The sequence below is a fragment of the Priestia abyssalis genome (genome assembly GCF_002019595.1).
GTDB lineage: Bacteria > Bacillota > Bacilli > Bacillales > Bacillaceae_H > Bacillus_BA > Bacillus_BA abyssalis.
Map to the genome: position 1 here is coordinate 4,418,914 of NZ_KV917369.1, position 22,369 is coordinate 4,441,282.

General features: G+C 40.8%; 27 protein-coding genes. 4 read left to right on the forward strand and 23 right to left on the reverse strand.

The genetic code is table 11. The features are described 5' to 3' along the window. Nucleotides 1-304 precede the first annotated feature (304 nt). The 6 genes from bshC to BK575_RS21050 form a co-directional block, all read right to left on the reverse strand. Nucleotides 305-1,924 (reverse strand): bacillithiol biosynthesis cysteine-adding enzyme BshC, encoded by a 1,620-nt coding sequence (gene bshC / locus BK575_RS21025; RefSeq protein ID WP_078413473.1) that lies wholly within the window; start codon nucleotides 1,922-1,924, stop codon nucleotides 305-307. A 180-nt stretch (nucleotides 1,925-2,104) separates the two neighbouring features. After that, entirely contained in the window at nucleotides 2,105-2,488 is a 384-nt protein-coding gene (locus BK575_RS21030) for a DUF3397 domain-containing protein (RefSeq protein ID WP_078413475.1), read from the reverse strand. Beyond that, nucleotides 2,481-3,392, reverse strand: a complete 912-nt coding sequence (locus tag BK575_RS21035; RefSeq protein WP_078413477.1) for a 2-dehydropantoate 2-reductase — start codon at nucleotides 3,390-3,392, stop codon at nucleotides 2,481-2,483. The genes BK575_RS21030 and BK575_RS21035 overlap by 8 nt, the downstream gene beginning before the upstream one ends. A 206-nt stretch (nucleotides 3,393-3,598) precedes the next feature. Further along, nucleotides 3,599-5,140: an acyl-CoA carboxylase subunit beta gene (locus BK575_RS21040; RefSeq protein ID WP_078413479.1), complete on the reverse strand. Its 1,542-nt coding sequence runs from the start codon at nucleotides 5,138-5,140 to the stop codon at nucleotides 3,599-3,601. Between the two features lie 28 nt (nucleotides 5,141-5,168). Then, nucleotides 5,169-5,381, reverse strand: a complete 213-nt coding sequence (locus BK575_RS21045) for a biotin/lipoyl-containing protein (RefSeq protein ID WP_078413481.1) — start codon at nucleotides 5,379-5,381, stop codon at nucleotides 5,169-5,171. A gap of 17 nt (nucleotides 5,382-5,398) precedes the next feature. Beyond that, nucleotides 5,399-6,739, reverse strand: coding sequence for an acetyl-CoA carboxylase biotin carboxylase subunit (locus BK575_RS21050; RefSeq protein ID WP_078414904.1), 1,341 nt, complete (start codon nucleotides 6,737-6,739; stop codon nucleotides 5,399-5,401). 183 nt (nucleotides 6,740-6,922) lie between these two features. Here BK575_RS21050 and BK575_RS21055 point away from each other — a divergent pair, with 183 nt between their 5' ends. Beyond that, nucleotides 6,923-7,393 carry an N-acetyltransferase gene (locus BK575_RS21055; RefSeq protein WP_078413483.1) on the forward strand — a complete coding sequence of 157 codons (471 nt, stop codon included), beginning with the start codon at nucleotides 6,923-6,925 and terminating at the stop codon, nucleotides 7,391-7,393. Nucleotides 7,394-7,447: 54 nt separating this feature from the next. On the opposite strand, the gene BK575_RS21060 is transcribed toward BK575_RS21055, so the two are convergent. The 4 genes from BK575_RS21060 to BK575_RS21075 all read right to left on the reverse strand — a co-directional run bounded on the left by BK575_RS21060 (nucleotide 7,448) and on the right by BK575_RS21075 (nucleotide 9,915). Continuing rightward, nucleotides 7,448-8,065, reverse strand: a complete 618-nt coding sequence (locus tag BK575_RS21060) for an RsfA family transcriptional regulator (protein ID WP_078413485.1) — start codon at nucleotides 8,063-8,065, stop codon at nucleotides 7,448-7,450. A gap of 103 nt (nucleotides 8,066-8,168) precedes the next feature. Next, entirely contained in the window at nucleotides 8,169-8,936 is a 768-nt protein-coding gene (locus BK575_RS21065; RefSeq protein ID WP_078413487.1) for an enoyl-CoA hydratase/isomerase family protein, read from the reverse strand. A 222-nt stretch (nucleotides 8,937-9,158) separates the two neighbouring features. Continuing rightward, nucleotides 9,159-9,332: a 50S ribosomal protein L32 gene (gene rpmF / locus BK575_RS21070; protein ID WP_028394671.1), complete on the reverse strand. Its 174-nt coding sequence runs from the start codon at nucleotides 9,330-9,332 to the stop codon at nucleotides 9,159-9,161. Nucleotides 9,333-9,396: 64 nt separating this feature from the next. Next, nucleotides 9,397-9,915, reverse strand: a complete 519-nt coding sequence (locus BK575_RS21075) for a YceD family protein (protein ID WP_078413489.1) — start codon at nucleotides 9,913-9,915, stop codon at nucleotides 9,397-9,399. 170 nt (nucleotides 9,916-10,085) lie between these two features. On the opposite strand from BK575_RS21075, the gene BK575_RS21080 reads away from it, so the two are divergent. After that, nucleotides 10,086-11,306: a nucleotidyltransferase gene (locus tag BK575_RS21080; RefSeq protein WP_078413491.1), complete on the forward strand. Its 1,221-nt coding sequence runs from the start codon at nucleotides 10,086-10,088 to the stop codon at nucleotides 11,304-11,306. A 174-nt stretch (nucleotides 11,307-11,480) separates the two neighbouring features. Here BK575_RS21080 and BK575_RS21085 read toward each other — a convergent pair whose 3' ends face one another. Beyond that, on the reverse strand, nucleotides 11,481-12,497 hold the full coding sequence (locus BK575_RS21085; protein ID WP_078413493.1) for a SepM family pheromone-processing serine protease: 1,017 nt from the start codon (nucleotides 12,495-12,497) through the stop codon (nucleotides 11,481-11,483). Continuing rightward, nucleotides 12,487-13,284: a patatin-like phospholipase family protein gene (locus BK575_RS21090; RefSeq protein ID WP_078413495.1), complete on the reverse strand. Its 798-nt coding sequence runs from the start codon at nucleotides 13,282-13,284 to the stop codon at nucleotides 12,487-12,489. The genes BK575_RS21085 and BK575_RS21090 overlap by 11 nt, the downstream gene beginning before the upstream one ends. A gap of 243 nt (nucleotides 13,285-13,527) precedes the next feature. Here BK575_RS21090 and ylbJ point away from each other — a divergent pair, with 243 nt between their 5' ends. Next, nucleotides 13,528-14,748, forward strand: a complete 1,221-nt coding sequence (gene ylbJ, locus BK575_RS21095; protein WP_078413497.1) for a sporulation integral membrane protein YlbJ — start codon at nucleotides 13,528-13,530, stop codon at nucleotides 14,746-14,748. Between the two features lie 54 nt (nucleotides 14,749-14,802). Here the strand turns inward: ylbJ and coaD are convergent, their stop codons facing one another. Both coaD and rsmD read right to left on the reverse strand, forming a co-directional pair. Continuing rightward, complete coding sequence (coaD, locus tag BK575_RS21100) at nucleotides 14,803-15,285, reverse strand: pantetheine-phosphate adenylyltransferase (RefSeq protein ID WP_078413499.1); 483 nt, start codon at nucleotides 15,283-15,285, stop codon at nucleotides 14,803-14,805. A 37-nt stretch (nucleotides 15,286-15,322) separates the two neighbouring features. Then, the gene (gene rsmD / locus BK575_RS21105) at nucleotides 15,323-15,877 is read right to left on the reverse strand and encodes a 16S rRNA (guanine(966)-N(2))-methyltransferase RsmD (protein WP_078413501.1); all 555 of its coding nucleotides are present in this window, start codon (nucleotides 15,875-15,877) and stop codon (nucleotides 15,323-15,325) included. A gap of 576 nt (nucleotides 15,878-16,453) precedes the next feature. On the opposite strand from rsmD, the gene BK575_RS21110 reads away from it, so the two are divergent. Continuing rightward, a complete protein-coding gene (locus tag BK575_RS21110) occupies nucleotides 16,454-16,843 on the forward strand; it encodes a DUF7147 family protein (protein ID WP_078413503.1) in 390 nt (129 codons plus the stop codon). 117 nt (nucleotides 16,844-16,960) lie between these two features. Here the strand turns inward: BK575_RS21110 and BK575_RS21115 are convergent, their stop codons facing one another. From BK575_RS21115 to BK575_RS21155, 9 genes are all read right to left on the reverse strand, one after another. Beyond that, nucleotides 16,961-17,236, reverse strand: a complete 276-nt coding sequence (locus tag BK575_RS21115) for a YlbG family protein (RefSeq protein WP_078413505.1) — start codon at nucleotides 17,234-17,236, stop codon at nucleotides 16,961-16,963. A 254-nt stretch (nucleotides 17,237-17,490) separates the two neighbouring features. Continuing rightward, complete coding sequence (locus BK575_RS21120) at nucleotides 17,491-17,940, reverse strand: YlbF/YmcA family competence regulator (protein ID WP_078413507.1); 450 nt, start codon at nucleotides 17,938-17,940, stop codon at nucleotides 17,491-17,493. Nucleotides 17,941-18,069: 129 nt separating this feature from the next. Beyond that, nucleotides 18,070-18,495: a hypothetical protein gene (locus BK575_RS21125; protein ID WP_078413509.1), complete on the reverse strand. Its 426-nt coding sequence runs from the start codon at nucleotides 18,493-18,495 to the stop codon at nucleotides 18,070-18,072. Between the two features lie 70 nt (nucleotides 18,496-18,565). Continuing rightward, nucleotides 18,566-18,805, reverse strand: a complete 240-nt coding sequence (locus BK575_RS21130) for a YlbE-like family protein (protein WP_028394683.1) — start codon at nucleotides 18,803-18,805, stop codon at nucleotides 18,566-18,568. 15 nt (nucleotides 18,806-18,820) lie between these two features. Next, nucleotides 18,821-19,225 carry a YlbD family protein gene (gene ylbD / locus BK575_RS21135; protein ID WP_078413511.1) on the reverse strand — a complete coding sequence of 135 codons (405 nt, stop codon included), beginning with the start codon at nucleotides 19,223-19,225 and terminating at the stop codon, nucleotides 18,821-18,823. Between the two features lie 44 nt (nucleotides 19,226-19,269). Beyond that, nucleotides 19,270-19,836, reverse strand: coding sequence for a lipoprotein heptaprenylglyceryl N-acetyltransferase LhaT (lhaT, locus tag BK575_RS21140; protein WP_139368168.1), 567 nt, complete (start codon nucleotides 19,834-19,836; stop codon nucleotides 19,270-19,272). A 374-nt stretch (nucleotides 19,837-20,210) separates the two neighbouring features. Then, nucleotides 20,211-20,981 (reverse strand): menaquinol-cytochrome c reductase cytochrome b/c subunit, encoded by a 771-nt coding sequence (locus tag BK575_RS21145; protein WP_078413515.1) that lies wholly within the window; start codon nucleotides 20,979-20,981, stop codon nucleotides 20,211-20,213. Between the two features lie 67 nt (nucleotides 20,982-21,048). Then, nucleotides 21,049-21,723, reverse strand: coding sequence for a menaquinol-cytochrome c reductase cytochrome b subunit (gene qcrB / locus BK575_RS21150; RefSeq protein WP_028394687.1), 675 nt, complete (start codon nucleotides 21,721-21,723; stop codon nucleotides 21,049-21,051). Between the two features lie 4 nt (nucleotides 21,724-21,727). Continuing rightward, a complete protein-coding gene (locus BK575_RS21155) occupies nucleotides 21,728-22,237 on the reverse strand; it encodes a ubiquinol-cytochrome c reductase iron-sulfur subunit (RefSeq protein WP_078413517.1) in 510 nt (169 codons plus the stop codon). Nucleotides 22,238-22,369: the final 132 nt, after the last annotated feature.

Consider the following 22,369-nt stretch of genomic DNA (forward strand, 5'->3'; position numbering starts at 1 on the left):
ATCAAACAAAATAGACTGCCTTTTTATTATATATCAAACTTCAACATTTTTTCAGCAATTTCTACAAAGAATCTCGACTTTTTGTCATAAATTGCTTCTCATTTACAGGCATCTATTTTTCAGTTTTTTGTTGACCGATTAGAATAGCTGGATGGTGACATAAGCGGAATGGAATGTGTGAATTGTGTGAGAAGAAAGGATGATGAAAATGCAGGATTCAACTACTAATAATAAAGTTGATTGTTTTCTATTTTTTTCCTATTCTCCCTCTATATAAAGAAGTCCTGCCAAAAGGCAGGACTTCCTATGGATAAACGACCTTTATATTATGATTGAATTCGACGTCGAGATTCGATAACCGCGAGACGAAATCTGCACCGTATTTATTCAGAAAATAAAAAATATTCCATATCCGCTCTTGAGGCGAACCTATCGGTAATAATGCCTGTTCAATATCGTCAAATTTCTTAATTGTCACTTTATGTTTGGTCACCTGTTTCGATTCGACGATTTTTCTAACAATATTCAATTGGTTTTGTAAGATATTGCGATTTTTTTCTAGAACTTCTTTAAACGTTTCGTCTTCACTCAGTACATTATTACGCAAAGTTCGATGAATAGTTTCCAGCTCTTGTTTGGCCTTTTCAAAATAATCATCGTACGGATACTTCACATGTTCCTGAAGCCACTTTTCTTTCTCTTCTTTTACACCTTTTCGCAATACATGCTCAACCGTTAATTCTAAATCTTTTATATTGCGCTGAACATCGCGTTCTACAATGGCATATGAAAGACGCGGCACGATAGGCGGCATTTTAAATCTAAACAATTCAAATGCCTGTTTCAACTCCGCCCAGTAAGCCACTTCCCCTGGTCCCGCAATAAACGCTAAAGTCGGAAGTAAAAACTCCTGCATCAACGGTCTTGTTACTACGTTGTTGCTCAAAAGCTCCGGTGATGTTCTTGCGATATGAAGCAATTCTTCCTTTGTTAATACCACTTCATTGGTTTTGCCCTCAAATCGGCCTGCTCGCCTTTCAAGCAAAATTCGTTCACTATTGTCGTAATAAAACAAATGGGCTGTTTGTTCATCAACTTGAATAGCACGCGGGTGCAACTGTTCCACAATGCGCTGCTGCTCAAGAACTGCTTGGGAGAGCTGTTCATTTTCCTCAATCAGCTGCATAAAGAAAGATCCTTCAATTTTACGAAGCTCGGGTGAAGCAGAGTCCATCAAAACGAGGCCCGTTCCGGCGAAAAGCTTCATTGTCAATTTAGCAAAGAAGTCTGCATATGTATGCGAAGATTCCAGGCCTTCAAGAGTAAAATCCAATACCTCTTTGGAATGGTCTGTTTCCCCAAAAGTTTGAAAAACATCCTGAATCCACTTTTGACAGGTCTGCTTATCAATCACTATATCCGAGGCCATCTTTTTCTCCAGTACCTTTTGAGGAACAGCCTGCTTGACAAGCGTTCCTTCTTTTTCTACGAATACATGATTAATCTCTGCAAAATCATGATCTTCTCCCGCTATCCAAAAAATAGGTATGACAGGAACATTTAATTTTTCCTCTTGCTGTTTGGCAAATTTCAAGATGGATAACACCTTGTTGACAGTATACATAGGTCCCGTCAAAATACCCGCCTGCTGTCCACCCACAACAACAACAGAACGATGATTTTTTAACTTGGAGATGTTGCTCATTGTCCGCTCGTCAGCATCATATTTTTCATTATAAGCAGCCAAGTAGGCCGCAAGCTCCTCACGTGGATAACTAAATTGGGCTAAATCGTCAGCTCGCTGTTGGTACATCTTTTTGTCATGGATGTTGTAATGAAAAAATGACATTACCTCATCTTCTCCTCGCTTATACCCTTCAAGCAGCGGATTTGCCGATGGAAACGAGATATCCTTGATTTCCATGAAAGAACTCCCTTTCTTCAACTCTATTTATTAATTAAAATTTGGCCTTTGCAGCGGCACACTCCTGACTCCACTAATAAGTCATTCATACGGTTCCGAACGCACAACCCCACTTCCTTATTAGCCAAAACATATAGCTTCATTATCCATATTGATTTGCCTGCCGTCTAGTAACACGACTTACAAAGAATAAATCCGAAAAACCAAACCATAAATGGTCAATCCAATATGCCCTATAAAAAACAATAGAAAACTTATACGCCAAAACCCTTTTACCACTTTCTTCAGTTGAACATCCTGCTGGACCTTCCATTGAAGGAATACTGTTATCATAGCGATGACAAGCAGCAAAAGGGCAATAAGCCATAAAAATGATTCTCCCCAGATGACCAAAGCCAAGTAGTTTACAGACAAGATTAAAAATAACGTCATAATGTCCGTTGAAATATGAAAGGATTTTCTTTTATTTTTGGTTACCTTTCGCAAAATCATGTAACTGATCAAAAATGACAGAACGGGTATCGTAACAAACGTAGCCGTAATCCCCGCTAATACACTACCCATTGAATTGCCCCTCTCCCGCTTTTTCCAGGCCCTTTATTGATTTATATAAAAAATGGACAGAAGGCATCGCTGTGAGGCTCGTTTCAGCCTCTTGCAGGACATATCCCAAAATGGCGTCCACTTCCGTTTCTCTTCCCTCTTCAATATCCCGAAGCATAGAAGAGCGATTTAAAGTAGTTTGACGGCATATGTGAATGACTTTTGCCCAATATGCTGAACCATCTGTTATACGAAGAGCTTTTATGATTTCACTAAACACTATCTTTAAATTCTCGTGATAAAAAGGATTATGAATCAATTGTCCGTTAGTTACCCTATAAAGGGCCGTAAGCGGATTAATGCACGAGTTGACAATCAACTTATTGATCAACATCTCATACCAGTCGTTCTGCTGCATAAAAGGAAACGATTCGATCGGCTTCTCGAACAATCTATTGATAGAAGAACTGTTTCCTCTATAACATGCAATGTTCGTTACGCCTGCCCCCGTATGATGGATTTCATTGAGGGAAGTTTTTAAAGCTCCATGCTCTACAATTCCCAAAAAGACATGTTTATGTGCAGACTTTTCTATTTTATGTATATGTCCCATCCCATTTTGGACAAATAAAACGGGAATATCATCCTTGATTTCATTCTTAAAAATGGATAGTATGTTCTCAAGATGATATTGTTTAACGGCTACAATAATCAAATCCTCGTTGGCCATTCCTTCGGATAAAGTTCGTGCCTGTACCGGCGTTTCTCGTTTCATTTCTCCAACGACTCTTATTACTCCTTCTCGTCTCACTGCTTCTGCTTGCTCTTCCGTCCTTGTATAGAGGGTAACATCAAAACATTCCGCTAAATAGGAAGAAAACAATAAGCCGACGGATCCCCCGCCAATAATTCCAATTTTTTTCATTTTTTCTACCTCTGATGCGAATTTCTTCTCAATATTTTAACAAAAAATATGATGTTTATAAAGGAAGGGGGTGGCCGAAAGAGGAAATAATCCCTTTTCGGCCACCCCCTTGCAAAATGGATCATCACGTAAATCCGTTAATACGACGATTTTTCGCTGACGGTCCCTTTTACATAAACCTAAACATTTAAGGCGATTCCTTTTGATTACACTGGATACACAGGGTGTTTTCGAACACTGAATACCACTTCTTTTGAATCGTAATAGTGTAAACGGTCTATAAGAGCGGCTCGGAGCTCGTTTGCGGGAACAATGTCATCTACAATAAGTTCGGAAGCCAATTTATAAATATCGATATGTTCCTTATACTCCTTTTGTTTCTCTTGTACAAACGCTGCGCGCTCTTTTGGATCTTCAATTGCATTGATTTTATTTGAATATACCGCATTTACTGCAGCCTCAGGGCCCATCACCGCAATTTGAGCTGTCGGAAGAGCAATGCAGCAGTCTGGTTCAAATGCCGGGCCAGCCATTGCATAAAGCCCTGCCCCATATGCTTTCCGCACAATGACCGAAATTTTGGGGACGGTTGCCGAACTCATCGCTGCAATCAATTTTGCACCGTGACGGATAATACCCGCTCTCTCTACCTTTGTTCCAATCATGAATCCAGGTACATCAGAAAGAAACAGGAGGGGGATATGGAATGCATCACAAAGCTGGATGAATTTCGCCCCTTTATCGGCAGAATCCACGAAAAGCACGCCGCCTTTCGATTTTGGCTGATTAGCAATAATTCCCACCGCTTTTCCGTTCATTCTCGCTAACCCTGTCACTAATTCGGAAGCAAACAGCTTCTTGATTTCAAAAAAGCTCCCCTCATCAATCAGGGAATCAATCGCTTCATACATATCAAACGGAACATTTTGGTTCTCAGGGATAATGTCCACTAAAGGCCGCCCTTTTTTGGGTAAAACCGGGTCACACTCTTTCGGCCGCTCAGTGAAGTTTTGCGGGAAATATTTCAAATAGCGTCGGGCTTCAGCAATCGCCTCTTCTTCTTTCTGCACAAGTACATCTCCGCAGCCGCTGACGCTGCAGTGCATTCTAGCCCCTCCCATCTCTTCAAGGGTTACCTTTTCACCAATGACTTTCTCTGCCATGCGGGGCGAACCCAAATACATAGAAGCGTTCCCCTCTACCATTACTACAATGTCACAAAATGCCGGAATATAAGCTCCGCCAGCTGCTGATGGCCCGAAGAGAAGGCAAATTTGCGGAATCACCCCTGATAATTTCACCTGATTGTAAAAGATGCGACCTGCTCCCCGGCGATTAGGAAACATCTCAAGTTGGTCTGTAATACGCGCACCCGCGGAGTCTACCAAGTAAAGAAGCGGTACTTTCAGCTTTTCGGCCGTTTCTTGAATGCGGATAATTTTTTCAACCGTCCGCGCTCCCCACGATCCGGCTTTGACGGTCGAATCATTCGCCATTACACAAACCGTTTCCCCATTTATCTTTCCGATTGCTGTAACAACCCCGTCAGCCGGCAAATCATCTGCCATATTATTGGCGAACTTCCCATCCTCTACATACTCTCCACTATCAAATAAAAGCGCCAATCGATCTCGGACAAACAATTTATTTTGCTCTTTTAACTTCTCGTGGTATTTGGGCTGCCCTCCAGCTTCTACTTTTCTTCGTTTTTGATTATATTGTTCTTGCATCGTGTTTGTATGTATCATATCCATCCCCCTTATTCCACAGAAATGATCATTCAACTGTAAGCAAAGAATCTCCTTCATTCACAAAATCGCCTACTGCCACTTTCACTTCTCCTACTTTCCCGGAAAAAGTGCTGTCGACTGGTATTTCCATTTTCATGGATTCCAATACTGCCACTGTTTGACCAGCTGTAATTTCCTCTCCTTCCTTTATAAGAATATTCAATACCGTACCGGCCATACTTGCTGTAATCTCCTTCATCGGTTTTCTCTCCTTTATTAATTTTTGGTTAAAACTGTAGACAAATAAGCTGTCGTATAATTCCCCGCTTTAAACTCTTCCTCTTGCAACACTCGTTTAAACAATGGAAGGTTCGTTTTAATCCCTTCAATGGAAGACCGTTCAAAAAATTGCTGCGCCGTTTTGATAGCTTCCATGCGATTTTTTCCGCTCACAATGACTTTCGCAATCATTGGATCATAGTACGGAGTCACAGTTGTATTAGCGCTATAGCCGTTATCGATCCGAACGCCATCTGCTTCATGCCATTCAATGGAGCTAATGATTCCAGGCGAAGGCAGGAACGTAACTGGATCCTCCGCATAAATACGAAATTCAAGTGCATGCTTTTGACGTCTGATTTCTTCTTGTTTTAACGGCAAAGGTTGGCCGTCAGCAACGAGAATTTGCCACTTCACTAAATCAATTCCTGTCATTTCTTCTGTCACAGGATGTTCCACCTGCAGTCGCGTATTCATTTCCAAAAAATAAAATCGTTCCTGCTCATCTACAATGAACTCCACTGTACCCGCATTATAGTAACCGACCGCTTTAGCGGCATCAACCGCAGTTTGGCAAATCTGCTCCCGGACCTCCTCTGATAAAAAAGGAGACGGTGTTTCTTCGATCACCTTCTGATTTCTGCGCTGGACAGAGCAATCCCTTTCAAATAAATGAATGACATTCCCTTTTGTATCACCAAAAATTTGGACTTCAATATGCCTCGCATTTGCAATATATTTTTCAATAAATAATTCATCATTCCCAAAATAGGCTTTCGCACGTGATTTAGTGGAAGTGTATGCCTTTTTCAACTCTTCTTCTTTAAAGCAAAGTTGCATACCGATTCCTCCTCCGCCGCCGCTTGCTTTTAACATAACCGGATAGCCAATGGATGCAGCGAATTCGCATGCCTCCTCTACGCTCGCCACTCCATTTTCACTTCCAGGAACAACCGGAACATTTGCCTTTTGCATAGTTGTCCTTGCAGCTACCTTGTCTCCCATCAAAGCGATTATTTCATGTGACGGTCCGATAAACGAAATTCCTTGTTCTGCCGCCGCTTTAGCAAAAGCGCTATTCTCCGATAAGAATCCGTACCCCGGATGAATGGCATCTACCCCTTCTGCTTTAGCTACTGCTAAAACCTCATCACCTTTTAAATATGACTTCTGTACAGGCGACTCTCCGATTCGCACAGCCTTTGTCGCCTCTCTTACATAAGGCATACTCGCATCTGCATCAGAATAAATGGCAACCGTTTCAATTCCTAATACTTGGCACGTTTTAATGATTCGTAACGCAATTTCCCCTCGGTTCGCAATCAATATTTTTCGCAAAACGGCATCCCCTTCCACATTTTTCTCCTATCCCCCGGTATACCTTCTACATTTTTTCTAAAAATCCCTCCTCCTTCTGTAAACGCTTACGATATTTTATACAGAATTTTTTTTATTTTTATTATATAATGAAGATAGATTGGGGTATATGTTTCACAAAAGGATTTTTTAGGGGGGATATACATGGTAACAACAGAGGTCAAACGGCTGAAAATTAACTATAAAACATTAGAAGAATTCAAAAAATTCAAGGAATACGGCATCCAAGAATTATCCATGTTAGAAGAGCTTCAAGCCAACTTATCCGAAAACGAAATCAGCTCTCCTTTTTATGGTATCTACTATGGCGACAGTTTAGTAGCACGTATGAGTTTATATAAACGTGATAAACAACATGATAAATACTTTGATCCCGCTCAAAACTACTTAGAGCTTTGGAAACTGGAGGTACTGAGCAATTATCAAAGAAAAGGATTCGGTCAAGCATTAGTAGAGTTTGCTAAATCGTTCCAATTACCAATTAAAACGAGCCCCCGTGTCAAATCCAGTGAATTTTGGAACAAGATGGGGTTTGTTCCCGTTAAATATGATATGGATCGTGATTTAGGCGAAAACCCGCTCATTTGGCATCCGCAAGGATTATCAGAAGCATAAGAGAAGCTGGATAATAAATCAAAACAGCTGATGATCTCCATCAGCTGTTTTGATTTATTTTTCTATTTTTTCCAACTGACTGCTTTTGTCGACTTGGAAGTTCATCTTTTTTCCTTTTTCCCCCTCATTCAATACCACCATTTTTCTAGCACGATCCATAATCTCTATTAACGCTTTGTAATCATCTTCTACAACAAGCAGATTGTTTTCAAGTATATTTTTTTCTCTTTCCAGACGCTCCACTTGACTCTCCAAAAACTCAATCTTCTGTTGCAAGTCTTGATTTTGCTCTACCAAGTTACCGGAATCGTATTGGCTACGCTCCAATTTTTGCAGAAACTGGATTATATTCCCTAAAGTGAAATATTCATGTACTACTGTATTTTCTCCATAGTTCACCTTTTGCGCTTGACCTTTCGATACTTCTTTTAACGTTAACTGCGCTTTTAATTCTTTGCGCTGTTTTTTAGCAAGCTCAATCCCCGCTTTATATTGTTTTCGAACATAGGAATTCCACCGAAAGCCACAAGCAGCAGCTGTACGTGACAACGTTTTTCCTACTTCTTCAAATGCAGCGAGCTGCGTACCCCCTTCACGAATGTGGCGCAGCACTACCTCCGCTAACAATAAATCCTCATCTTGTGTCCATGCATCTTGACGAGAAGAAGTCATCTTTCTATCCCCCCTATAATGATTTATTACATAAATATGCAAGTGATAGAAAAGATAGACTATGTAACTAAATTAGCATGGATAAAAATTATCCATAAGGACCTTACGATTTCCTGCTCTTAAACGCTTCTACCGCTTCATGGTGTTCCTCACTTTCCCATAAAATCGCGCATCTCCTGATTTCTTTCTCCATTCGTTCTTTCATATTCATCAATTCCCACTTTTCCAACATTGCTTGTTTATAAGAGACTAGTACATTTGAAGGCTTACGAAGTATATCAAGACAATAATTTTCCGCTCGTTCCATCAAGTGCTCATCAGAAAATACCGCTTGCACATAATTGAGCCTCTTCGCTTCTTCAGCTGTAAATAGTTTAGCTGTATAAAGCATAAAAAGCGCGTCTTGAGGGAGAATTTTTTCCATTAAAATAGAGCCGCCTCCCCATCCTGTTGTAATCCCTAAATTCCCTTGCACAAATCCAAGTTTGCTATGCTCTGCAGCTAAGCGGATATCACAGGCAATTGCCACTTCACATCCCCCGCCAATAGCTGTCCCATTGAGCAAGGCAACTGTCGGCTTCGGCAAGATTAATAATTCATATAAAAGCGTTCCCATCGTACTCAGCATTTCATAGGCTTCTTTTTCCGTTTTTAACTCATGGAAGGCCTTTAAATCGCCCCCGCTGCAAAACGCTTGATTACCTTCACCCGTTATCATGAATAGTTTAATTCGAGAATCCTCCTTAACTTTCATAAGCGCTGCACGTAAATTTTCCATTACATCATAGTCAATGGCATTTCTACACTCCGGACGCAAAATTTTGAAAACGGCCAATCCTTCCTCATGGACAGTAAAACTTGTTTTCGCCATACTCTCCTCCCCTTTCCACGGATTAATTCTCTCCTTTCTTTCCAAAATCCTTTTCATACATTCAATCCCGCAATCTTTACAGCCTTATCCATGTTGGAAAGAACAGAAAGGCGTGAACTAGCAAAAAGATTGACGGACTATAACAAAATGAAGTTGGATAAGCCGAAACAAAAAGAAAAGCACAGGCTTTATCAGCCTGTGCTTATAGAAGGTTAACAATTATTATTTGCTAACTACTTCTTTTCCTTTATAAGTTCCGCATGCTTTGCAGATACGGTGTGATAGTTTCATTTCCCCACAACTTGGGCATTCTACCATACCAGGAACTTGTAATTTGAAGTGCGTACGACGCAATCTTTTTCTCGTTTTAGATGTTCTTCTAAAAGGTACAGCCATTATTCCCACCTCCTTAACAGGATTTGATTATATGAAGGCCGGGTAACGCCGGTTCTTCGCTATTTCATTTCTTTTCGTCTTTTTTAAAAAAGTCTTGCAGCGCCGCTAAACGAGGATCAATTTGATTTGTCTTTTCTTGTTCCGCAACAACTTCCCAATCTCGACCTGATTGCGGTGCAGCTCCCTCAACATGTGGATTATCACTAAACACTTGCATTGGGACTTCAACGAGGATGTGTTCCTTTATAATTGGATCAAGGTCCACTACTTCCCCTTTGACATAATGTACATCTTCTTCAAGTTCATACTCAACTGGCTTCAACAAAAATGTTTCTGTTGTCTCGACATGGAATGGATATGGAACATCTACCAATGTCCGTGAACAAGGAAGGATCATCTCACCGGAAATATTCAAATGAAATGTTACTTTCGCAGAACTAATATCCGCTCTTCCTGTTACGTGAACAGGTTTCACTTCACGAATTTGAGGATCTACTTCTTTTACATCACTCACGTCTACATACTCATCTAGTTTTAAGCCCTTTTGCTGTAACTTATATAACTGATGCACAGACCATTTCAATTTCATCACCTCTAGGCAACAAAGGTAATTATAGCTTTGTCAGGATTATTTGTCAATATTTTTTCTTTACACTATAATTAGTGCATATCAAGCATTAAATACTACTTTAACATGTTTTTCACCATTTTACCAAAAAACATTTATTTTTATTAAACAAAAAGGAGAAACCGATGCAGGCTGTAGGAATCATTGTGGAATATAACCCTTTTCATAACGGACATTTTTATCATGTCCAGCAATCAAAAAAAAAGACGGGGGCTGATTGTGTCGTCGCTGTCATGAGCGGACATTTTTTACAGCGCGGGGAGCCGGCCCTCGTGTCAAAGTGGGCACGAACAAAAATGGCTCTTGCAGGAGGAGTTGATCTTGTCATTGAACTTCCATTTGCCTTTGCCGCTCAGCAAGCCGATTTATTCGCAAGCGGTGCCATGTCTATTTTGGCCGCTTTGAATGTGGACAGTTTTTGCTTCGGCAGCGAAAACGGAGATATTCAAACATTCCTGGAAGCAGAACATTTCTACCGAATACATGAAGAACAAGTATCCTCACATGTTCAACATGCCTTGAAGCAAGGAATGAGCTATCCAACAGCGATGTCGTTCGCATTGAAAAAAGTGGGCGAATCCAAACAGCTTCTTGATTTATCCCAACCCAACAACATTTTAGGCTATGCCTATATAAAGGCTATGATGCAGCATCATTATACGATGTCACCCTATACCATTGCACGGATTGAGTCCCACTATCATGATGAAACACTTTCCTCTTCTACCGTGACAAGCGCAACGAGTATCAGGAAGGCTCTCTTTTCCGAAAATGCCGACCTTCAAACTGTAAATCGCTATATGCCGGAAAGCACAGAAAGATATTTGCATGATTACGCCTCAACTTACGGCCTTTATCATCAGTGGGAACATTATTTCCCCTATTTGAAATATACACTGCTTTCCATCGCTCCTGAACAGTTGCAAGATATCTATGGAGTAGAAGAAGGAATTGAATACCGCCTTCTTCATTATATTAAGCAGAGTCGAACATTCTCTGAATTCATGCAACTCATAAAAAACAAGCGTTACACGTGGACACGCCTGCAGAGAATGTGCGTCCATATATTAACGCACACAACAAGAAATCAAATGGAAACAGCCCTTAAAGAGCGAACTGCAGCTTATATCCGTCTTTTAGGAATGAGCAAAAAGGGACAAGTCTATTTAAAGGAGCAAAAAAAGAAGCTTCATCTCCCGCTCGTTTCGACGGTATCAAAATTTCATCACCCTCAATTAGAACAAGACATCAAAACGACAAATGTTTATAGTTTCGCTTTAAATGAACCTGCTCGATCGGAGTTTTTATTTCAGGAGTATCGCACTCCTCCCATTTTTTTTGATTAAATATAAATTAGAGAGGATGGGTTAAAAGGGGAGAAAAGAAACCTTTTTGATCCATCCTCTCGAAAGGCCCCTTCATGAACATCCATTAAAATCAAGGGAGAAGATGAAGGGTTATTTCAATTAAAAACAAGGGATCCACTCATAGAGAACTATAGAATAACTTCATAACGTTTTTTATGGCTTTAAAGTTTTTAAATATTGAACGGCTTCATCAAATGTATCGACTGGTACAATTTTCATCTTAGTGTCTATTTTTTTTGCTGCAGCTAAAGCTTCATGATAATTCGAACCTTTGACACCTTCTTCATTGGGAGCAAGAAAAATCTCCGCACCGGAGTTAGCAGCCGCTACCACCTTTTGGGAAATGCCGCCAATGCGGCCCACATGCCCTTCATCATCAATTGTACCTGTCCCTGCAATTTCGTATCCCTTTGTTATGTCTTCTCTCGTGAGCTGATTATAAATTTCCAAAGAAAACATTAAACCAGCCGATGGTCCGCCGATTTTCTCTGTATCTATTTTAATATCCGGTTCAACAACGATTTCCCGGTCTGTTAATAATGTAATTCCCAACCCTGCTTTTCCTTTCATTTTGGGGAAAGGAGCAATTGTAATAGCAGCTTGTTGATGTTCTCCATCGCGTTCAAACTCTATGTTTACTGCATCTCCGACCTTCTTGTTTGTTACATACGCTACAAACTCTTCACTCGTCTCCATTTCTTTTCCATCTACTTTATATACACGGTCTCCCACCTTTAATATCTCCTCTGCAGGCATGCCGGGAATGATGCTCATGACGTATACACCATGATTTTTGAATACCACTTCTTTTCCTGCATGTCGATAAGCCACTAAAATCGCCGATTCCTTAGACGTTTCCATCATGTGTAATTGGCGGTATGTATAATCTGCATCACTTTCTCCTTCTTGGCGGATATCCTCGACAGAGTAAATTTCTTGAAAATCCTGTATATGTGCCAAAGCATAAGCTAAAGGAGTTGCCTTTCCCATTCTGACTGTAGTCAGCATCAAGCTCCCCTTTTCCTCATATCCGCTTTCAACTTCAATGATTGGAGACAGTTCTTGGGCCATGCCCGGCTTTGTGATGTAATATGGCAAAGGATAGAAAGAAAGGATAAGAGCAAGAATTAATCCGCATGATAAAGCAGCCATATACATTTTAGATTTCATCGGCTTGGTTCTCCTCCCACTGATCAATCAACATCTGTATTCGCGGTAACTGTCTCCGCGTTTCCTGTTCTCCAATGGCTATGATTTCTTGAATATTGGTAAAGGCTCTCGAACTGAATGTTTCCACGTGAGGCCTGATCATGACATCTGAGACAATTTCACGGTGCTTCACGAGTTCGTCTTGTAAAATATCTAAGCTCTGTAAAATAACATCGAAAATCGAACTAATGTCAGCATTAACCTTCACACGGGAAACATCCACCCCAATGATGAAGTCCGCTCCCATTTCCTTGACAACAGACACCGGAATCCGATCAACCACGCCTCCATCCACCAATAAGCGGCCATTTACCTTTTCCGGAACGAAAATTCCCGGAATGGAAATACTCGCTCTTACTGCATCTGCAACCGGACCATCACGAAACACTACCTTCTCTCCCGTTTTTAAGTCCGTCGTCACAATGGCAATGGGCAAATTCAACTCTTCAATTCTCTTTCCGTGTGTAAATACCCGTACCAGTTCCTTAATCCGGTTTCCTGCAATAAATCCCATTTTGGGGACCGTAAAGTCTAAATAGTATTTCCGTTTGAATGCATGGGCAATCTTGTATAATCTTTCCATATCCAAACCAGTGCCGTAAAAAGCGGCAATCAATGCGCCCATGCTGCTTCCAGCGATGTAATCAATAGGAATAGAAGCCTCTTTTAATACCTTGATAACCCCAAGATGGGCAAACCCCCTTGCGCCCCCTGAACCAAGCGCCAATCCAATTTTCGGGCGATCCAATCCGCATGCCTCCCTATATATCTATTCCACTTAATAACTCGACACGGCCGCTCTTTGGTCATACCGAATTTTCTAAATCGATATATCTCCCTCATGTTATTCTTATGGTCTAAATCGCTCCCCTAGACTCGTATAGTAATATATGTACAAACTTTCCACTGAGGTACGAGCAAACCTATGTTGTGATTTTATCATTTTTTTATAAACAATGCATGATGGAAGAAAGAATAGGAGGAATCATGGTTGAATAAGTCATTCGTTAAAACGCTTGCCCTTGCAGTTTCAGCCTTCATCCTGGTGAGCGCACTGATCATTTATCCGAAAGAAGCATTCGAAGCATCTCTTCGCGGCTTGAACATGTGGTGGACCGTTGTGTTCCCCTCGTTACTGCCTTTTTTTATTTTTTCTGAAATGCTCATTGGCTTTGGCGTGGTCCGATTTATAGGTGTATTGCTCGAACCATTCATGCGTCCATTATTCCGGGTTCCCGGATCTGGTGGTTTTGTTCTTGCAATGGGAATGGCTTCAGGCTTTCCTGCAGGGGCCAAACTAACCGCAAGACTTCGGCAAGAAGGGCAGATTACAGCATCTGAAGCGGAACGTTTAGTATCGTTTACAAACTCATCCAATCCATTGTTTATTTTCGGCGCTATCGCCGTCGGATTCTTCAAAAATCCGAGTATCGGTATCCTCCTTGCTCTTTCTCATTACTTAGGCAACATTTGCGTAGGCTTTTTGATGAGGTTCCACGGCAGCAATGACCGAACAGACAAACGAGATAAACGTCCGCATTCTTTTAAGACCGCGCTCCAAGAAATGCACCGTACCCGACTGAAAGATAATAGGCCAATAGGCAAGCTGCTTGGCGATGCGGTAACCTCTTCCATTCAAACATTGCTCATGATTGGAGGATTCATCATTTTATTTTCCGTATTGAATCGTTTGCTTTACCTTATGGATATTACGACTTTAGTCAGTCATTTTTTTTCCTACCTTTTACTTTTGTTCGGTTTCTCACAAGAATTAAGCCTGCCGCTCATCTCTGGAATATTTGAGATTACTCTCGGCAGCCAGATGACCAGCAAAGTGAGTGATTCAATCTTGTGGCAGCAAATTGCTATTGTAAGTTTCATTTTAGCTTTCAGCGGCTTTTCTGTACAAGCTCAGGTGGCAAGCATTTTAGCTGAGACAGATATCCGTTTCTCACCTTTTTTTATTGCACGCCTTTTTCACGGTCTATTTTCCGTCATTCTTTCTCTTTTATTGTGGAAGCCGCTCAGTCCTTACATACTTGCAGCACAGCCTGCCACAAGTCCGGAAGGAACCGATCCGTTCACTGCGTTGTATTTATTCGATTTGTTGCACCATTACCTTAAGCTTTGTTTGAGCTACGGTCCATTGTTGACTATTTTCTTCTTATGTTTTTACATTTACTTACAGATGAACAGATGGAAAACAAATTAACCTTTCTAATTAAAAAGCTTGCCGTTCAATTCCGGCAAGCTTTTTAATCTATGGCTATAAGCTGAATTTTTCCAGCATTGCTTCTCTTACAATGGGAGGAACCAATTCTGATACATCCCCTCCATATTTAGCCAACTCTTTGACGATACTCGAACTTAAAAAGGAATACTGATTATTTGTCATCATAAATAACGTCTCAATATTTTTTTCAAGGACACGATTAGCAGACGTAATTTGCATTTCATATTCGAAATCGGATACAGCACGCAATCCACGTAAAATGGTGTGGGCCTGTTTACTCTTGGCATACTCCATTAGTAATCCGCTATGCGATTCCACTTTTACATTCGGAATGGACTTTGTGACTTCTTTTAATAATTCCACACGCTCTTCCACTGTAAATAAAGGATTTTTAACGGCATTATTCAACACCGCAACATAAACTGTCTCAAATACCTTTGAACCCCTCTTAATGATATCTAAATGACCGTTTGTAACCGGATCGAAACTGCCTGGACAAACTGCAATGCTCCCCATGTCACTTCCCCCTTTTTATGACAAAACCTTTTCACTTCTACTCAGAATATCGATAAATGGAAATGGCTGTTATCCCGTAAACTTCAAACTTTTCCTTTGAAAAGCCTCCGATTTGATCGGGAAGTTTTACATCATTGTCGTGTTCCGCAACAATCGTGCCCAACTTAGACAGCAACTGCTGTTCTCCAATCTCCTCAATAAGCGCTTTCAACTTCTGGGCTTTATATGGCGGATCCAAAAAAACTAAATCAAAAGTCATTTCACGCTTTTTAACTGCCTTAAGCGCTCTTTCCGCATCATTGCGATATACTTCCGCCCGATCTTCAAACCCGCAAACGGCTAAATTCGTTTTAATCGTTTGGATAGCCTTACCATCACGATCTACGAAAATCATATGATCCAAGCCTCGGCTTAAAGCTTCAATTCCCAGACCTCCGCTTCCTCCGAACAAATCCAGGCCTTTGCCCCCATCGAAGTATGGACCAATCATATTAAAGATGGCTTCTTTTACTTTATCTGTTGTAGGACGCGTCGTTACCCCTGGCACCGCTTTTAAGGGACGTCCTTTACAAGTTCCTGATACTACTCTCATTCTTATCACTACCTCATATGTTTACTACATATTCTTTCCTATCCTAACATAAAAATCCTTTATTCGACTAGTCAAAATCTTTTTTATCGTCAATTTCGTCAAAGATTCATTCCGTTTTTAATAGTATCTTTACATGAAACTCAATAAAAAATTCAAGACGATGTATACGCTCGTTTGAAATGGTCATACTTAGTAGTAACAACATCCCAAACAGATGTTGTTGCCAACCGCGGAGAAGACTTACGTTTCCCCATAAGTTCTTCCTCCGGTTTCTCCTCTCCCTTTGCCTTCTTAATTTGATTAACAACCCCTAGCTGTGTTGTTAATCAACGTTGGAAGGGCCCTGCACCATAATAGGTTGCAGGGTTTTTTTAGTTTCGCTTTTCTTGTTGTCCAGCTGCGGCTCCTAACCTTTCGGCCGTTTCACTTCTGTCCATGAAACCAAAAAGCGGTTTCGTGGACAGAAGTTCCAACGTCTCTCAAGGTTGAACAGTCACCTCCGTTTTTCTTGTTTACTCCTTCCTTTTTCAATGATAGAGTTATGGAGAAGTATGTATTGATGAAGGAGGATTTTTGATGATACAGCGTTTTATTGAGCTTGGAGAAGGTTATTCTGACATATATGAGCTTTTGGAACTTGCCAAAAGCAATAAACACCGCCTCGCTCATTTAATAATGCTCCGCACAACAAAAGAAGAGCGGGCAGCTGCTTCATTTGTCGTCGTGCTTCATCCGACATCTGAAGGAGATTTCCAACCATTATATATATGCCGTGAAGGAATTACATACACGCCCGAAAAACCCAACAAACGAATGGAGCTGTTCGAACAGCTGGCGGAAGAATTAAATAAAAAAATTATTGCCCTTGATGTAAAGCCCTCTACTGTTTATGCTGAACGAGAGCTTTACTATCAGCACTTAATCGGAATTCTCCGCATGAACCGATACATTCCCTTCATGCAATAAGGAAAGGCGGAGGCGACTGTTCAGCTTCGACAAGCTCTGGAAGCGTTCGAGGAGCTAGGAGCCGCAGCTGGACAGTAAAAGACAAAGGGAACCGAATAAATCGGTTCCCTTTGTCTTTTATATGCCTAATTTATAATCATATTCTTTCGCCTTATCCGGTTTAGAATTTTCATACTCTGTTTTTAAATATGGCTTATAAGAAGGCTTGACCTCTTTTACAAAAGGAAGGGATTGGAGCTTTTTCATGACCGCCTCTGCATCATCCATATTCACATATAATACTGCATATTTTAAATCCCTTGATACATAATGGACATTCCCGTACCTTCTCAATCCTTTTGCTTGCTTTACAGAATGTATATAAACAATTAACCCTTGCCGTTCCACAAACATAAATATTCCCCTTTAATCTCACTTTATAACAGTCTAGCATACCCATTTTATGTATGGCAATGACCATTCTATGTACATGCATGATAAAGTATTTTTTTAATCAGCGGGGGCCTCCCCCCACTGATTAGTTGAACTTTATCTTATCTCTTTTGGTTTATCGTCAGCGCTTTTACATACCGAAGAAGATGTTTTGCTGCTGCAATAAAAACAGCAAGAGTGCATCTTGTTCAAGTGAAGAAGAAAGCCTCTCCTTCTTACTTCGTGCTGCATCCACAGCTTCCACCTGATCCACAGCCCCCTCCACAGCTCGACAGCGAATCAAAAAATGGATTTCCAGTAGGTACTTTAACATACTCCGAAACCGATTTACCAATTAGTACACTTATTTCATCGAGCAGCTTTTGCAGTTCGTTTTCTGCCTTTTTAAAAAACGCTACTGTCGCATTTAAGTCTACCTCACGTTTTAACTGACGGATTCCCTTTGTCACGGTATTGTAATCAGGATGATACTTACCGAAACGCTGGACCTCTTCATATCGTTCTTTCATATGAACGAATTGAGAAATCAACCTTTGGGCTTCCTTATCTTGTTTTAATCTATTTAAACTTTGACGATAATGAACCGCGACTTCTGATTGAACAACCATTTGAGCAATCATATCCGCTTCGTCAAGCAATTGAACCATTTCTAATGTTGCGAGCATAAAAGATGCTTCACCTCCTATTTCATTTTACCACGAAATAAATCAAGATGAAAATTCATCTCGCATCAACCGAGTTGCTGTACACTAAAAAAACGGAGAGCGGCCTTCAGACTGCTCCCCGTTCCTTTTTCAAACACTCACTTCGAATGTTTCGCTTAAACCATAGCTTTCGTTTTGATTTTTCATCAATTCCAGCTTAATGGTATGTTTACCAGCCGGAAGATTTTTAATGATGAAAGCCGCTTGTGAAACGACATTTAATTTCTTTCCATCTACATAGAGTTGTATATAACCTTTTCCATCTTGTTCGTTCTGCTCTGAAGCGCTAAAAGAAAAATCGTTGATGATACACTCCACGTATACACTTCGCCTTTTTACGTGCTGACGGACAACCATGGATCGTTTTAACGACGTTTTCAGCGTTTCTACCGCTTCTTCCCTCGCCTCTACGACATTCATAGGCACAACATCTACTTTTGTTTCAGGTCTTGGTTTATCGTTGTTGCAGCCTCCGGTCAGAAGTGCTGCAATACAAATGGAAACGGCAATACGCAAACACCATCACTCCTTTAGGCATAGTGTTTGCTAATTCCATTCTTTTTATCAGCCCAACATTTACGATGGGCTAACCTTGATTTTTCATAGCCTGGTACATGTGCAGCATCATATTGGCCATCTCCACTGAGGTTGTAAACTTTTCAACCTTATGCGGAATTGTTTGCTTAAAATAGTTCATGGAAGCAAGCTCAAATTGTTCCAAATCATCCGGGTTTCTTGTTAATTTACGATACCAGATTGGTTGTTCTCTCAAGAACTGGATTAATTTCGGCTTAGACTGTAAATATTCATATACGTTTTTTCGCATACTCTCCCGCCTGCCCTAATCTTTTCTAAATCCAAATGGATGTTGAGGAGCTGACGGGCCAGCCCCGCCCGAAGGCTTATTTGGCTGGAATTGCTGAATGACTTGCTGAATGTTGGCGATTGCCGAGTTGACATTGGAAATATGATGTTGCATTTCATTCATATCCATCTTTTTTAGTGACTGCATGAGTTTTGTTAAAAAATCATTTTTTTCTTCCTTTTGCTCTTCCTTTGACTCCTCTTCCGCGTCCCGATACTGCTTCCAGCCTTCATCCTCTTCTCCAAACAAATACCAGTCCTCATAAAGTTCCTGCCATGTTTTTCGCTCTGCCCGAACTTCTTTTACGAGTCTCGGGTGCTTTTTGACAAACTCTTTAAATTGGGCAATGGACGGATGCAGGTCTTTTTTTGTTTTTCCCACCGCTACTCACCTCGTATGTCATTAGCCTACTATATTGTAGGCAATTAATGGGAAGGTGTGCGCCCATTTTTATGCAGACATAAAAAATAAGCCAAAAGAAGGGAGAAAACACTAAGCCAAAATGTAAAATAACCAATTTGCGGCATATAATCATCCAGCATACTATAACGAGGCATCATAAAAAAGACATAATCGATTACATCATTATGTAACGTCCAAATCCCTGTCAACAAAAGATGAATGGGTTTAATTTTATAAAACGGAGCATAAAGAACACCTTGAACAGCCATTCCAAGGTGAGAAAGAATCAACATTAAGGCAATAGGGTCTAACACCCCTGTCACGACGTATACCAATAAATTCATAACGACAGCCCATATGCCGTATTTAAATAACGTCACGATAGCCAACGCTTCAAATAAAGGGAAATTCCGTTTTACTAAAAATCCGATTAGCACAACAACAAAGAAAAGGCTGGCCGTTGGACTATCCGGAACAAAAGCCAAAAATTTAAAGGGGGTATCAGCCAACTGACTCCCATACCAAATGTATCCATATATTGTGCCTAATACGTTCACAATGAGCATAAAAGCTAAAAAGCGCTTATCCATTAATATGTATTTCAACCAATACAAGTATATCCCTCACTTTCAGCACATATCTTTCTTTATTAAAGGTATATCTACTCGTTAAGAAATCGTTCACAACGATTGTCTACATTCACTTTCTCCAATTGTTATACACCATTATCCATCACTTTAACCCTCTTCTTTTCAGCTTTGCCAGGGTTTTTACGGTAGAATGTACAATAAAGAAAACTTCCATCAGTGGGGGGTCCTTCCTCCCACTGATGGTTAGTTGATCTTATCGGGATTTTACGGGCAGTTCTTCGATTTCTCTCAAGCCTTGAAGGGGGGTCTTACTGCCCGTTAATGCGGGATAAACGAAACCCCCTGCCAATAAAAGCAGAGGGTTTGAATACGCTTTACTCTTGTTTTCCAACATTCGCAATAAATTCTGATAATGTTTTTAGCTCTTCATCCGTTCCTTTGAAGATACCGGCTGGCATGCTTCCTTGACCATTTTTAGCCACATTGGCGATTTCTTCCGCTGAAAGCTCAACTTCCGTTAAAGCCGGTGCTGCCGGTCCTCCTTGAAGGTTTTCGCCATGACATGTTAAACATGTTTGCTGTTCCATGATTTTATAGCCATCAGCTTCTTTATCGATCGCTACTTCTTTCACAATTTTCCCTTGAGCTTTTGCTGCTTCCCAGTCATGGTTGACAACAGACTCCCAAGTTAAGTAGAAAATAGAAGCGATTGCCAAAAGCATAAATCCTGTCGCAAGCGGGCGCTTAGAAGGACGGCGTTCAGGACCGCGGTCGATGAACGGAGCCAACAGCAATGCACCAAATGCGATACCAGGCATAATGAATGCGCCGATTACGTTATATGGACCAGATGCATATGAATATTTTAATAGTTGGTACAAGAATAAGAAATACCAGTCTGGTAATGGAATATATGCTGTATCTGTAGGATCAGCGATACGCTCCAGCGGTGATGGATGGGCTACTGTCAAACATAAGTAACCAACTAAGAATACTGCACCTACCATCCATTCTTTCAACAAGAAGTTCGGCCAGAAAGCTTCTGTCTTCCCAGGATATTCAGAGTAGTCTTTCGGAATATTCGGTTTTCTTTCCACTGGCACACGCGAATCTCCGACAAATTTCATCCCTTTGCCACGATGCATTCCTCTTCCCCCTCCTTTTATTGTAGAGTATTACGTTCATCATTCTCTATTTCAGAATGGTTCAATTTTATAGCGGACCAGAAATACCTTGTTTACGAATCATTAGGAAGTGGGCGCCCATTAAACCAAGCAATGCACCCGGCAAGAAGAAGACATGAATCGCAAAGAAACGCGTCAATGTTTGCGCACCAACGATTTCCGGATGACCGGCTAACAATGTTTTCACTTGCACACCGATTAATGGTGTAGCTTCTGCAATTTGCAAACCTACTTTTGTTGCAAATAACGCTTTCATATCCCAAGGTAAAAGATAACCAGTGAAACCTAAACCTAGCATAACGAAGAAAATAAGGACACCGACGACCCAGTTTAATTCACGCGGCTTCTTATATGCACCTTGGAAAAACACGCGAAGTGTATGTAGGAACATCATAACGATAACTAAACTTGCACCCCAGTGATGCATACCACGTACGATTTGTCCGAAAGCGACTTCATTTTGCAAGTAATAAACAGACTCCCAGGCGTTTTTAATATCTGGTACATAATACATGGTTAAGAACATACCTGATAAAATTTGAATTACTGTTACGAAAAACGTTAATCCCCCGAAACAGTAAACAAATGCCGAAAAATGGTGGGCCGGGTTAACGTGTTCAGGTACTTCATGGTCAGCAATATCGCGCCACAAAGGCGTAATATCTAGACGCTCGTCCACCCAGTCATAAATTTTATTTAACATGTAATTACGCCCCTCCTTTTGGCTTCGCTTTGCCTAAATATAAAGTACCATCTTTTACTTTTTGCACATAAACATCAAGTGGTGAGATTGGTGGTGTACCTGGAACATTTTTACCGTTCTTTTCGTAAAGACCGCCATGGCAAGGACAGTAGAACTTGTTCTGATTAGCCTTGTCGCCATTCCAGTTCACCGTACAGCCAAGGTGTTTACATACTGGTGATAATGCAACAATTTCCCCTTTGTCATCCTTGTAAACCCAGGCAGATCTCGGTTCTTCTGACTCGTACCAAGCGTCAACCTGATCGACTTTAAAGTCGAAGCGTTGTGGCTCATTTGTGATGTCTTTGACTTGTGTAACCGCAACCAAATCTTGTTCTGCTGTTGGGCGCAACACAGGGTCTAAGGCAAAACGAACCATCGGCATTAGCATCCCTGCAGCCATGAATCCACCAACACCAGTTAGGGTATAGTTCAAAAATTGTCTTCTTGATACCCGATGTTTTTTCTCGCTCATGCTTTTCCCCCCTCTATCAAAAGTTGAGTCCATCTGGACACACCATGAACATATAAAACTAGGACATCCTCATGATATATCAATATTTATCCAAGGTCAATACAGTCCTTTGGTTTAAACTTGGCAAACATG

Excerpts from the sequence above, each read along its gene's own strand:
- BK575_RS21110 (WP_078413503.1), top strand. The coding sequence starts at position 16,454 with ATGATACAGCGTTTTATTGAGCTTGGAGAAGGTTATTCTGACATATAT.
- BK575_RS21045 (WP_078413481.1), bottom strand. The coding sequence starts at position 5,381 with ATGAAGGAGATTACAGCAAGTATGGCCGGTACGGTATTGAATATTCTT.
- BK575_RS21030 (WP_078413475.1), bottom strand. The coding sequence starts at position 2,488 with ATGGGTAGTGTATTAGCGGGGATTACGGCTACGTTTGTTACGATACCC.
- BK575_RS21065 (WP_078413487.1), bottom strand. The coding sequence starts at position 8,936 with ATGGCGAAAACAAGTTTTACTGTCCATGAGGAAGGATTGGCCGTTTTC.
- BK575_RS21035 (WP_078413477.1), bottom strand. The coding sequence starts at position 3,392 with ATGAAAAAAATTGGAATTATTGGCGGGGGATCCGTCGGCTTATTGTTT.
- BK575_RS21130 (WP_028394683.1), bottom strand. The coding sequence starts at position 18,805 with ATGCGAAAAAACGTATATGAATATTTACAGTCTAAGCCGAAATTAATC.
- BK575_RS21040 (WP_078413479.1), bottom strand. The coding sequence starts at position 5,140 with ATGATACATACAAACACGATGCAAGAACAATATAATCAAAAACGAAGA.
- BK575_RS21055 (WP_078413483.1), top strand. The coding sequence starts at position 6,923 with ATGGTAACAACAGAGGTCAAACGGCTGAAAATTAACTATAAAACATTA.
- lhaT (WP_139368168.1), bottom strand. The coding sequence starts at position 19,836 with ATGGATAAGCGCTTTTTAGCTTTTATGCTCATTGTGAACGTATTAGGC.
- BK575_RS21145 (WP_078413515.1), bottom strand. The coding sequence starts at position 20,981 with ATGCATCGTGGCAAAGGGATGAAATTTGTCGGAGATTCGCGTGTGCCA.
- BK575_RS21080 (WP_078413491.1), top strand. The coding sequence starts at position 10,086 with ATGCAGGCTGTAGGAATCATTGTGGAATATAACCCTTTTCATAACGGA.
- BK575_RS21085 (WP_078413493.1), bottom strand. The coding sequence starts at position 12,497 with ATGAAATCTAAAATGTATATGGCTGCTTTATCATGCGGATTAATTCTT.
- BK575_RS21120 (WP_078413507.1), bottom strand. The coding sequence starts at position 17,940 with ATGCTCGCAACATTAGAAATGGTTCAATTGCTTGACGAAGCGGATATG.
- BK575_RS21155 (WP_078413517.1), bottom strand. The coding sequence starts at position 22,237 with ATGAGCGAGAAAAAACATCGGGTATCAAGAAGACAATTTTTGAACTAT.
- rpmF (WP_028394671.1), bottom strand. The coding sequence starts at position 9,332 with ATGGCTGTACCTTTTAGAAGAACATCTAAAACGAGAAAAAGATTGCGT.
- rsmD (WP_078413501.1), bottom strand. The coding sequence starts at position 15,877 with ATGAGAGTAGTATCAGGAACTTGTAAAGGACGTCCCTTAAAAGCGGTG.
- BK575_RS21115 (WP_078413505.1), bottom strand. The coding sequence starts at position 17,236 with ATGTTTGTGGAACGGCAAGGGTTAATTGTTTATATACATTCTGTAAAG.
- bshC (WP_078413473.1), bottom strand. The coding sequence starts at position 1,924 with ATGGAAATCAAGGATATCTCGTTTCCATCGGCAAATCCGCTGCTTGAA.
- coaD (WP_078413499.1), bottom strand. The coding sequence starts at position 15,285 with ATGGGGAGCATTGCAGTTTGTCCAGGCAGTTTCGATCCGGTTACAAAC.
- qcrB (WP_028394687.1), bottom strand. The coding sequence starts at position 21,723 with ATGTTAAATAAAATTTATGACTGGGTGGACGAGCGTCTAGATATTACG.
- BK575_RS21060 (WP_078413485.1), bottom strand. The coding sequence starts at position 8,065 with ATGACTTCTTCTCGTCAAGATGCATGGACACAAGATGAGGATTTATTG.